This window comes from Vibrio sp. J383 (assembly GCF_023503985.1).
GTDB classification, from domain to species: Bacteria; Pseudomonadota; Gammaproteobacteria; order Enterobacterales; family Vibrionaceae; genus Vibrio; species Vibrio splendidus.
This window is the reverse complement of sequence record NZ_CP097293.1, coordinates 1674502-1687065: the sequence shown is the minus strand read 5'-3', so window position 1 is coordinate 1687065 and position 12564 is coordinate 1674502. Positions and strand designations below refer to the sequence as shown.

General features: G+C 44.3%; 8 protein-coding genes. 3 read left to right on the top strand and 5 right to left on the bottom strand.

The window, feature by feature from the left end; translation table 11 throughout:
• Nucleotides 1–119 precede the first annotated feature (119 nt).
• The gene (locus tag M4S28_RS07595) at nt 120–1481 is read left to right on the top strand and encodes an L-serine ammonia-lyase (RefSeq protein ID WP_004734717.1); all 1362 of its coding nucleotides are present in this window, start codon (nt 120–122) and stop codon (nt 1479–1481) included.
• 469 nt (nt 1482–1950) lie between these two features.
• Here the strand turns inward: M4S28_RS07595 and M4S28_RS07590 are convergent, their stop codons facing one another.
• From M4S28_RS07590 to M4S28_RS07575, 4 genes are all read right to left on the bottom strand, one after another.
• Complete coding sequence (locus M4S28_RS07590; RefSeq protein WP_249632713.1) at nt 1951–3093, bottom strand: amino acid permease; 1143 nt, start codon at nt 3091–3093, stop codon at nt 1951–1953.
• Nucleotides 3094–3174: 81 nt separating this feature from the next.
• Nucleotides 3175–3372 (bottom strand): hypothetical protein, encoded by a 198-nt coding sequence (locus M4S28_RS07585; protein WP_131825228.1) that lies wholly within the window; start codon nt 3370–3372, stop codon nt 3175–3177.
• 265 nt (nt 3373–3637) lie between these two features.
• Nucleotides 3638–4468, bottom strand: coding sequence for a formate dehydrogenase accessory sulfurtransferase FdhD (gene fdhD, locus M4S28_RS07580; RefSeq protein ID WP_249632615.1), 831 nt, complete (start codon nt 4466–4468; stop codon nt 3638–3640).
• A gap of 89 nt (nt 4469–4557) precedes the next feature.
• The gene (locus tag M4S28_RS07575) at nt 4558–5442 is read right to left on the bottom strand and encodes a LysR family global transcriptional regulator AcsS (protein WP_004734714.1); all 885 of its coding nucleotides are present in this window, start codon (nt 5440–5442) and stop codon (nt 4558–4560) included.
• A 600-nt stretch (nt 5443–6042) separates the two neighbouring features.
• Here M4S28_RS07575 and M4S28_RS07570 point away from each other — a divergent pair.
• Both M4S28_RS07570 and M4S28_RS07565 read left to right on the top strand, forming a co-directional pair.
• Complete coding sequence (locus M4S28_RS07570; RefSeq protein WP_249632614.1) at nt 6043–8367, top strand: FdhF/YdeP family oxidoreductase; 2325 nt, start codon at nt 6043–6045, stop codon at nt 8365–8367.
• Nucleotides 8368–8695: 328 nt separating this feature from the next.
• Nucleotides 8696–10330, top strand: coding sequence for a methyl-accepting chemotaxis protein (locus M4S28_RS07565; protein WP_249632613.1), 1635 nt, complete (start codon nt 8696–8698; stop codon nt 10328–10330).
• A 114-nt stretch (nt 10331–10444) separates the two neighbouring features.
• On the opposite strand, the gene M4S28_RS07560 is transcribed toward M4S28_RS07565, so the two are convergent.
• Nucleotides 10445–11935: a SulP family inorganic anion transporter gene (locus M4S28_RS07560; RefSeq protein ID WP_249632612.1), complete on the bottom strand. Its 1491-nt coding sequence runs from the start codon at nt 11933–11935 to the stop codon at nt 10445–10447.
• Nucleotides 11936–12564 lie beyond the last annotated feature (629 nt).

Sequence of the window (12564 nt, the reverse complement as noted above, 5' to 3'; positions counted from 1 at the left end):
CTCAAGTCCTTTTTATAAGATGACATCCATCTTATATCGCGAGATTAGACAAAAAATATAATGATAATAAATGAGCCTCCCTACTCCCCTTGGGAGGCTCTCTTTTTGAGGTAATCGCTATGATTAGTGTATTTGATATCTATAAAATCGGTGTTGGTCCATCGAGCTCACACACAGTTGGACCAATGAAAGCGGGTAAAGAATTTATTGATGACCTACGTTCAATGGGAAAATTGCGCGACATCACTAAAATCACCGTGGACGTATATGGATCACTATCACTGACAGGGAAAGGTCACCACACCGATATCGCTATCATCATGGGTCTTGCTGGCAACACCCCTGAGAAAGTAGATATCGACTCTATCGCGGGCTTTATTGCACGAGTAGAAGAAACTGAACGTCTACCTGTTGGTATGCACTGTCATACTGTTTCGTTCCCTAAAGATGGCGGAATGAATTTCCATAAAACCAACCTTTCTCTACACGAGAACGGCATGAGCATTCATGCTTGGGTTGATGACGAAGTAGCTTACTCAAAAACGTACTACTCAATTGGTGGCGGTTTCATCGTTGACGAAGAGAGCTTCGGCAAAGAAGAAGAAAACCCGATTAAAGCACCTTACGAATTCACAACAGCTGAAGAGCTGGTTAATCAGTGTAAAGAAAGTGGTCTTTCTATCAGTACACTGGTTATGAAAAACCAAGCGGCTTTCCACTCAGACGAAGAGTCTCGTACTTACTTCGCAAACATCTGGAAAACGATGCGTGAGTGTATGGATCGCGGTATGAATACTGAAGGTATCTTGCCGGGTCCATTGCGTGTACCTCGCCGTGCAGCTTCACTTCGCCAACTTCTGATTACTTCAGAAAAAACAACCAATGATCCAATGACGGTTGTTGATTGGGTGAACATGTTTGCATTCGCAGTAAACGAAGAAAATGCTGCCGGTGGCCGTGTTGTTACTGCACCAACTAACGGCGCGTGTGGCATCATCCCTGCTGTATTGGCTTACTACGATAAGTTCATCCAAACAGTGACAGAGAAAGACTACATCCGTTACTTCGCAGCTTCTGGCGCGATCGGTGGTCTTTACAAGCGTAACGCTTCTATCTCTGGCGCTGAAGTAGGCTGTCAGGGTGAAGTTGGTGTGGCATGTTCTATGGCTGCTGCTGGTCTTGCTGAGCTTATGGGTGGTAGCCCAGAGCAAGTATGTATGGCTGCAGAAATCGGCATGGAGCATAACCTAGGTCTAACGTGTGACCCAGTAGCAGGCCAAGTACAAGTACCATGTATCGAGCGTAACGGTATTGCTGCCGTTAAAGCAATCAACTCAACTCGTATGGCACTTCGTCGTTCTTCTGCTCCTACTGTATCTCTAGATAAAGTTATCGAAACTATGCTAGAAACAGGTAAAGACATGAACGCTAAATACCGTGAGACATCTCAAGGTGGTTTGGCTGTTAAGGTTGTTTGTTAATTAACATTCGTTTGTTAGTTAACATTGGCTTGCTAGTCCGTATTAATTTATTGGCCAGCATCAGTTAACAAGCCAACACTTAACTCAGTCTGCTTTTAATGAGCGGATAATAAAAAGGAACGCCGATGCGTTCCTTTTTTTGTATCTGAAGCTTTTGTAGCTGAAACTTAGTGACTAGGGCGTGTTGATCTTTCGAGCTGATTTTTGCAGCGAGTTGCTGGGTATTTATACAAGGCAGAGGCGTCGATGTGTAGCTAGCCTACATGAGAAGCCGATAACGTAGTAGAAATGGCCAGCAAACGCTGCCCGAAGGGTTCGGCTATAAGCGTTTTACTCTTTGTTGAGGGGGATTTGCTTAGAGTGACTAGGCTACTTCCCCCTCGCCGCGATTAAAACGCTTTTATCTTGAACAAAATTTAACCACGAAAGGTCAACACGCCCTAATTATTCAACCGACCAAATTGTTTTGCTAAATCACTTGCGAGATAAGCAAGAAGCAACCAAACAACAATGAGAACAACATCATTGGTCGGCCACCTTCAGCGCTGTATCTGTCTTCCGCTACTTTCATGAAGCGTTGCTTATGAACCATCACCAGAGGAACAAAAACAGCCAAGAACACTAAGATGATACCTGCATAATTCAACACTTGTAGGAACTTGTCAGCTGCAAGCAATGAACCCGCCAACGGCAAGATAAAGCTAATGCAGTACGTTACTGCGGTGTTTTGGTTGAACATGTCCTTGTTCTGGTTGAATAAAGACATCGCCACACCAAAGAAAGAGGTCAGCAACGCCAAGCCAGTGAAGGTAGACAGAACGTTACCCACCCAAGGAGACTGAGCCTCAAACGCCGCCATCAAATCTGATACGTTCTTAAAGCTTCTGAATTGCTCTTCGCTCAAGTTACCCACTACCGCAAACAACCAACATAAGTAACACACTAATGGGATCAGAGAACCGACGATCACCATGTTACGCAGCTGTTTGTCTGTCGCTTCGTGGTTGTAAGAAACCAAGGTTGGAATCACAACCATAAAGCCAAAGCTCGTAAACAGGATGGCACTGGTTTTGATTAGATCAACGTGGTCATGGCTGGTTACCTGCATCAAGTTTTCTTGCGTCATGCTTGGTGCTAAAAACACCATAGTTGCAAACAAGCTTGCTAGCATCACAAAAAACAATGCGCGGTTGAGCTTATCAATCACTCCTGTGCCACTTGCGACGACTGCACCAGCAAGTAACGTAAACACGACTTGGCTCGTGGTCGCGGTGAGTTCAACGCCAAAGTTAGACAGTAACTTACTCAGCAAATCACCTGCGCCTAGAATGTAAGCCATCAATAGGCAAATCAATAACGCGTATAGCAAGCCGTTAGTCAGTAACTGGCCTTGTTTACCCAAGGTTTTTCGGGCAATTGAGTTTAGTCCTAGACCGCCACCCGCTTTGATGGTCGCTTCTAGAAGTAATAATGCTGCGTGAGTCGTACCGAAGCAGATCAGTACCATCAGCAGTGTGCCGTAAAGCAATCCGAATTGAGCTAATACCATTGGGATCGCAAGCATACCAGCACCTAGAGCGGTACCAGCGATAATTAGGGAGCTACCCATCATTTTAATATTCATTGTTTTTAACTTATTTGTTTAGTTTTTATAGATGTGAGTCTTCGTACATCGAGCGGATGACAAAGGAATTCAGATAGAAATAGAGTTATAAAACGAATAACAATAGGAGCGATAAGCGGTAAAGAAGCGTGCAGAGACGTGGTCGAACAAGGTGTTCAAAGGGGAGCTTGTCTTAAAAGAGGTAAAACGAGAAGCGTGAGTTTGCGTTAACTGATGTGGTGAACCTTCCGTAGGTTCAATAATCGGTGATGTAATCTTGAATTTCATGTATGTGTCCAATAATTAAGTCACATTCCATAGTATTTGAAGCAGCGTATCCATTGCTGCCCTACCTCTGTCATTAGAGGTCTTTTTATCTTATCGAATGAGCTTTGAAACACAACGCTATAACCATATTTTTTGCTATTAAATTGAACAAAACAGCCGTTTGGATATAAATTAACCACCAATCCGAGTAAAACAATAATCATTTATAATAAAAACCAAAGAGAGACACAATGGTCTCTCTTTTTATCCAAACGAAAACATGACATTAAGGCGCAGGGCTATATAGACGAGGTGGACTGCTGTTGGGTAAGTGAATCAGATTTAAGCGATTACGTCTTGCCCATTCGACCGTCAATGAGGTCGGAGCCGACAAACAAACCAAGGTTGCGATTTCAGCACGCACGGCTTTATGGATAAGCTCTAAACTGCAACGACTGGTCATAATGGCGAAACCCGACTTAGGGTTGATCTCGTTCACGGCCATTGCCCCTATTAATTTATCCAAAGCATTGTGGCGGCCGATGTCTTCACGACAAAGTGAAATTTCACCTTTCGAATTCGCAAACAAAGCGGCATGTAAAGCACCGGATATTTTGGCTGCTTTTTGATGTTCGGCAATTCGCCCTCTCAACCCCTCAAAAACCAGTGGACTGGGTGGTAATGACGATGGCAATGGAACCAAATCCGGAAGTGCTTGTTCAAGCGCCTCAACACCGCACAAACCACAACCTGTGGTTCCAGCCAAGTTACGCCGCTGAGTTTTCATGTCCCAAAAAGCGCGATTGCTGATTTCTACTTGTGCGAAATGAGATTCACCATTGCCACCAATCTCAATATCACGAATTTCACTGAATCTTTTTATGATGCCGGTGCTTAAACTAAAACCGCGCACAAAGTCTTCCATGTGGCCAGGCGTCACCATCATAACCGCCTGACTGATCCCGTTATAACTGATCGCCAATGCAGATTCGTTTGCCAGAGGTGCATCCACCACCATGCTATAGCCCGTAAGCTCTCGATAGCTCATGGCATTGGGCTGTGGAGGCGCTTGATTAAAATCAGGCAGTTCAATATAGGATTGAGTTATACATCTCATAAAATCACCCGGAAAGACGGTCAGCTTGACGATATCGACTCAGACTGAAAACGTTACTGATTAAATAAATATCACTGGTTAAACAAACATCACTGATTAAACAAGTGTTTTGCTTCAGCAAAGCACTGATCAGTGAGTGCCGAATAAGGTTCTTGTTTACGCTTAAGTAGACCTAGAGGCGAATGCACCACGGCTTTTTCTATCGGTACGATACGCAGTTGTTCATTGAGCTCTTCCAATCCAGAGTTAAGCGGCATAACAGCACAGCATAGGCCACTAGTGACGGCTTGGATCAGGTGAAACGTAGAGTTACTTTCAATCAAAGTCTGAGGAACTAGGCCTTTACTACCGAAGCTCAAATCAATCGAATGACGATAATGCATGCCTTTAGACAAAAGCCCCAAAGGAATGCTATTGAGTGATTCCCATAAGACTTCCGACTCAGCAAAATCAAAGAATCGGCTATCATACAGAATGCCTAAATCCGTCGAGTTCATTTCTATAACGTCAAAATAAGCCGTATTGATCTGGTCGGTGTAACACATGCCTAAATCAAGTTGGTTACGATTGAGCTGGTCTATGATCTGCTCAGATGTCATCGACAAAATTTGAAAGCGAAGTTCAGGGAATTTTTCTGCTAAAGGCTTAATCAACTGCATCGGGTTTTGACTGGCTAAAGGCACCATGCCAACTCTTAGCGAGCCGACCAGTTGGCCACGGCAGTTAGCCGCTTCGGCTTGTAAACCGTCATGAGCCGCTAAGACGGTCTTTGCCCAAGCCAATATACGCTCACCCGCTTCGGTAAACCCTTCAAAACGTTGACTTCTTGAAATCAACTCGAGGTCTAACTCTTCTTCTAAACGCCTTATCCTCATCGACAACGTAGGCTGAGTAATATGACAAAGTGTCGCAGCCTGGCCAAAGTGTTTCGTTTGATCTAAAGCGATTAAATACTTAAGTTGTTTTATATCCATGAATGATTAGTAAAACCTTGAAATGAAGCGTCTTCTTCGCGTTCGTCGTACATTAACGGTTCTCTGTGATTGAAAATACCTATCACGGAAAATGGCTCAATCTGTAAAGCAACGGCTAAAATAACAACGGTATTTTTGATTTAAATCAAAGTATGCCTAATTTAAATATAGGTCAAATCTAAATTATCTATAGCGTGATAGACAGCAACTATCACAGGAGACTCAGCTATATCAAGGCTGCCCAACGAATCTCTCGTAAAATAGAGCTCGCATCGCACTGGCTAATAAATTTTATTTATCACAGTGACAGGTCTATTTATCACTGTGACACAAGCAACACTTTCCATATTTACTCCCCATGATAGATTCCATTTATCACTTAGTCGGCAATATCAATTGGACGCACCGCCCCTTAACGGCATAACCTTTGATTTAGATCATGGCAAACAATTTGCCAGTCTATTTCTAAATATTCAAAGCAGTAAACAGGTATCGATACCAAATAATCAAAACCGTTTTACTCCCGCCTTATTTTTATAACGCGCCTGTTTTTACCGGTTCCCTTGTTTACTGCCGTTCCCACGAGTGAGGAGTGCAGTTGTGAGCCAAAAAGAACAGATAAAAAAATATAAAGGTCCTGCTGGTGGTTGGGGGGCGTTAAAAGCCGTCACTAAGAGTTGGTGGGGCAGCGAAAACGCCATCAAAAACATTCGAACAATGCTTAAAACGAATCAAAACGGTGGTTTTGATTGTCCGGGATGCGCATGGGGTGAATCCCCACACAACAGTAAAGTGAACTTCTGTGAGAACGGTGCAAAAGCCGTGAACTGGGAAGCCACAAATCGATTTGTGGATCCTGAGTTTTTCGCCGAACACAGCGTAACATCCTTGTCATCACAAACAGACTACTGGCTGGAATACCAAGGCCGAATAACCCATCCGATGAAGTACGACGCTGCGTCCGACCACTATATTCCTATCGAGTGGGACGAAGCCTTTTCGCTCGTAGCCAAGCATTTGAAGCAACTCGACTCGCCACATCAAGCCGAATTTTACACTTCGGGTCGAGCCAGTAATGAAGCGGCGTTTTTGTACCAACTCTTCGTCCGTGCGTTTGGAACAAATAACTTCCCTGACTGTTCAAACATGTGCCACGAAGCCAGTGCAATTGGCATGAAAGATACGGTCGGTGTGGGCAAAGGAACCGTGATTTTTGACGACTTTGAAAAAGCAGACGCGATCTTTGTGCTCGGGCAAAACCCAGGCACTAACCACCCCCGCATGCTTGAACCATTGCGTGAAGCGGTAAAGCGCGGCGCTCAGGTGATCTGTTTCAATCCATTGAAAGAACGTGGACTTGAACGTTTCCAAAATCCTCAAGTTCCGGTTGAAATGTTAAGCAATGGTTCAAAACCAACCAATACCGCTTATTTAAGACCAGCATTAGGTGGCGATATGGCGGTCTTTCGTGGGATGGCTAAATATTTGCTGCAATGGGAACGAGATGCCCTCGCAACCGAAGGCAAAGCCATATTTGATCGTCAATTCATCAGCGAACACACCACAGGTATTGATGAATACTTAGCAGAAGTTGATGCGACAACATGGGAGCATATCGCTGAACAATCAGGGTTAGCTTTAAGCGAAATAGAAATGGTCGCAGACATGTACCGCCGTTCAGAAAAGGTGATCATGTGTTGGGCTATGGGGCTAACACAGCATCGTCATTCAGTACAAACCATCAAAGAAGTAGCCAATGTGCAATTGTTGCGCGGCAACGTCGGTAAGCCAGGTGCTGGGCTATCACCTGTAAGGGGGCATAGTAATGTCCAAGGCGATCGTACGATGGGTATCGATGAAAAACCCTCAAACCAATTTCTAGATAGCTTAGAACGCCGCTTTAACTTCAATGTCCCACGAGATGTAGGCCACAACACCATACAAGCGATTAAAGCTATGGAGGAAAAACGCTCGAAAGTCTTTATTGGTTTAGGTGGTAATTTTGCGCAAGCTACACCCGATACTCCTCGCACACATCTGGCGATGAAAAATTGTGACCTTACCGTTCATATCTCAACCAAACTCAATCGCTCTCACCTTGTTACCGGTCAAGATGCCTTGATTTTGCCATGTTTGGGGCGCACGGAAATCGATACACAAGCTAATGGGCCACAAGGCATCACCGTCGAAGATACCTTCAGCATGGTTCATATCTCTTACGGGCAGCTCGAACCTCGATCAGAGCATTTACGTTCTGAACCAGCCATTGTCGCGGGTATTGCCAATGCCACACTAGGCAGCCATCCAATCGATTGGAATTGGGTCATTCAAGATTATGGACATATTCGAGACCTCATTGCAGATACGATTCCGGGCTTTACTGACTTCAATCAGAAACTGGAAAATCCGGGTGGATTTCATTTAGTCAATCCGGCCGCAAATCGTCAATGGAACACCCTCAGCGGCAAAGCGCAATTTGGCTCCAATGAACTGCCAAAACAGCTGATTAATGAAGCGGTCTTGCAGGGGGGCAATAAACCCGATCTGATCTTGCAAACCATGCGTTCCCATGACCAATACAACACCACGTTATATGGCTTGAATGATCGTTACCGCGGTGTCTTTGGTATGCGCGAAGTTTTGTTTATCAATGAAGCCGATATATTGAAGCTCGGTTTTAAACCGGGTGACAAGGTCGATATGGTGTCGCTTTGGGAAGATGGTGTAACGAGAAAAGTGAAAGGATTTACCTTGGTGGCTTATGACGTTCCACAGGGTCAGGCGGCGGCTTACTATCCTGAAACCAACCCTTTGGTTCCTCTAGACAGCTATGGTGAGCGAACCTTTACTCCTACCTCGAAATTTATCGCCATCAGATTAGAAAAATCGATCTCTGACGCCATTCCACTTTCAACAATCAACTAACTGGCAATCGGCAATTGAAAGTAAAAGTAAAAGTAAAAATCCACCTGTTTTGGCAGGTGGATTTTAATAATGACGCTTGGCCAGTATAAATACAGCCCGCTGAACATATTTATTTAAGCCATGTACGTTTATTGGGCTTTTCATACCCTTCAAATTTAACGATAAACTCCCTTTCATTCGCCCAAAGAACATCATCACAAACTCGCTACATCACAGAAACATAACCACAACCGGAGTGTGGTCACACAATCGGTTATACCTCATAGGTGGTAGGGTCTCTTACACGTAAAGTATGCGCGTCATTATAATTAATAAAAACAAACACCTTATGCGCTCAACAATCACCTTTAAAATCCTAGTGGCCCTCGCCATTGTGTTCACTTTTCTATTAGCAATATCGACCTACTTTCAATATTCGCAGCAAAAGCAACTTGTAAACTCAGTGTTAAGTGAGCAGCTTCACGATAAAGCGAGCAACTATTTCGATAGCCTCAATATGATGATGCTCACTGGCACTATGGCACAAAAAGAGACCCTTCGTCAGAAAGCGTTAGCTCAAGAAGGCATTGAAAATGTTCGTGTATTGCGTGCTGATGCGGTGAGTAAGTTATACGGGCCTGGCAATGACAACCAAACACCTGTGGATGATATTGATAAACGAGCGCTAGCGGGTGAAACCGTTATCGAACCCTTTTCTGCCGATTGGGGAAAAGGCTTGGTTATTGCTCTGCCAATGAAGTCGAGCGAGAACTATCGCGGCACCAATTGTGTGGCATGTCATATGGCGCCAGAAGGGGAAGTATTAGGTGCAATTCGACTTGAATATAACCTTAGCCATGTCAACTCGCTGATCAATACTCAAACGATGACAGCGATCGGTATCATGGCAGTGATCTCCTTTGCCGGATTCGTTCTTACTATGGGATTGATTCGTAAGATAATCGTTCGCCCGCTTCAACAAACCTCTCGCTTTATGACCCAAGTCAGCAGTGATAAAAACCTATCCACTCGGCTGCCAGAGCAAAGCAAAGATGAAATTGGCACGCTTGCTAACTCCATCAACTCGTTCATGGGCACGGTTTCCGACAGCTTAGAGAAGGTACAAGACACCTCGCACAAACTGAATGCGTCTGCCAACCAACTGACCAGTGTTGCACAAATTACCGAGCAAGCCGCCAGCGATCAACAAAACGAAACCGCTGAAGTACAAAACAATATCGAAGGGATACAGGCGCAACAAGTCAATGTAGAACAAGCCACTTTAACCGCGTCAGAACTCATCAATCATACCGCTGATGTGGCCTGTAAAAGTGCGAACCAAGCACATGATGCAAGTAGTGAGATAAAGAACCTAGTCAGCAGCATAGAAGAAGTGAAACACAAGATACTGACACTCAATGAGCAAACCGGAGAGGTCTCTTCAATATTGAGTGTGATTCGTGGCATTGCCGACCAAACCAACCTTCTAGCCTTAAATGCGGCGATTGAAGCGGCTCGTGCGGGAGAGCAAGGTCGGGGCTTTGCGGTAGTGGCAGATGAAGTTCGAAATCTTGCATCACGAACGGCAGAGGCAACTGGCAGTATTGAGTCTATCATTCATCAGTTCCAGCAAGGCAGTGAAGAGTCGCTGACTTCTGCCGATCGCGTTTGCGAACAAGCACATCAAAGCTCAACAGATATCGACGCACTGTCCGTTGAAATGAACGGTGTCGTTGAAGAAATGAAACAAGTGCTGGCTCATGCGAAAAATATTCAACAACAGACGCAATCCACTACACACGCGACCGAAGATGTTCAACAAAAGGTTGAAACCATCACTTCTCACGCCGACAACACATCGCAGTCTGCGGCTGAGACTCGTGGAATCAGTAATGATTTAGAAGAGCTGTCTGATCACCTTGAATCTCTTATCAACCAATTCACCTTATCGAACTCAAAAACCAACGATCAAGGTCAGTCATAGGTCGCTAGAACTCCCCTACCGACATCAACAAAAAAGCGCTCAAAGATGAGCGCTTTATCTTCATAACAATGTCTAGTTCAGGATTTTAAGCTTTTAAAGTACCTTAAACCATGATTAGTGCGTAATGGAAACCGCGGTTAAATCTTTATGCTTGTGGTACATCGCGTGTTTGAATATCAGATTCGCACTCACGGTATCCATTCCTGAGACTTCTACATAAGCGCCCTTTTTACGGAACTTAAATACGACCTTATCAAGCGCCTCAACTGAAGTGTTATCTAGGAAAGACGCATCCGAAATATCGATGGTCACTAAAGAGGTCGCATTGTCATAATCAAATAGATCGACAAACGCATCTGAAGAAGCAAAGAAGACATGGCCTTTTACTCGGTGGGTAGTGTGCATTTCGTTAGTCACGACTTCATCGGATATAAAGACCATGGATTTGCTAGCATGCGCATAAAACAGAGCCGATAGCACCACGCCAACCGCAACACCTATTGCGAGATTGTGAGTAAACACCACCACCGCCACGGTTGCTAACATGGTTACATTGGTTGGGAGTGTGTGGTCTTTAAGCTCAACAACAGAGCGCCATGAAAACGTGCCGATTGAAACCATGATCATCACAGACACTAAAGCGGCCATCGGTATCAGCTTCAACCAATCAGAAACAAACACCACCATTAGCAGTAAAACAACCCCGGCGATCAGGCTGGATAATCGGGTTAAGCCGCCAGATTTGATGTTAATGATCGACTGGCCAATCATCGCACACCCCGCCATACCACCAAATAGTGAAGCCACGATGTTCGCTACGCCCTGCCCTTTGCATTCATTGTTCTTATTACTTTCAGTATCGGTCAGGTCATCCACTATCGTCGCCGTCATCAATGATTCCAATAAGCCTACAAGAGATAGAGCAATAGAATATGGAAGGATGGTTGTGAGCGTATCAAACGTGAATGGAATATTAGGGATCAAGAACACAGGCAGTGAATCCGGAAGCTTACCCATATCTCCAATCGTTCTGACATCTAAACCAAATAACAAACTGATAATAGTCAGGGCAACAATCGCGACTAATGGAGAAGGTATTGCACGACCAAACTTGGGAAAATAAGGAAGCAGATAAATGATCGCCAAACCCAAAGCGACTAATACGTAAACGCTCGAAGGGACGTTGATCAACTCAGGGAGCTGAGCCATAAATATAAGAATAGCGAGCGCGTTAACAAACCCAGTAATCACCGATTTGGAAACGAAATTCATCAGATTACCAAGCTTGAGGTATCCAGCCGCGATTTGAATGACGCCAGCAAGAAATGAAGCTGCGAGTAGATACTCTAGCCCGTGTTCTCTCACTAAGGTGACCATCAACAGCGCCATTGCGCCCGTTGCCCCAGAGATCATCCCCGGACGACTGCCAACCAAAGCGGTTACAACACAGATACAGAAAGAAGCATAAAGCCCTACTTTAGGGTCAACGCCTGCAATAATTGAAAATGCGATGGCTTCAGGGATTAATGCGAGTGCAACCACAATCCCAGATAATGAATCTCCTTTAACGTTTGATAACCAGTGTTTTTTTAAATAATTAAGCATGTAATTCTCTTTTACTTGTACAGCCAGTCCTGCCTTGTTCAGACATAATTTGATCGACTGTTTTTCTTGAATGAGCGAGTGCTCGAAAAGTGCGGGTGTAGAGAGAATGCAGGGGTTAAGGCGGCGTAATTAACACGTGAATATTAAACTCCTCTTGTGGGTGATTGTTGATTAGATGGACTCACACTTGTGCTTTGTGTTTATCACTTAAGTTTCGGACAAGGTAGTGTAAGTACTGCACAAGGTAACTTAGATATTGCACAAAACAACTAAGCTATTACACGAGGTAATATAGCTATTGCACAAGGAAACCTAGGTATTACACAGATAGCTCGGTTAACGCACAAGCTTGAATGGCTGCCAATATAAAGTGAGCGCTACATTAATCACACGTCCAATCTTGCAAACAAAGGTTTCGAATATTAACGCTTCTTAATCCGGCCAAAAACCGCTAGCGGTCTCGATTTCAGCCAGATCTATGTTGTAACCAACGTCAGTTCACGTCGTTTCAATCACTCTGCTCACATCGATTTACAAGGTATTGAAGAATACTTAACCATTAGCGCTAGCGCACCTCCCTAGCACTCAAACAAATACCAAACAGAAAGCCAAATCGAACAAAAAACACA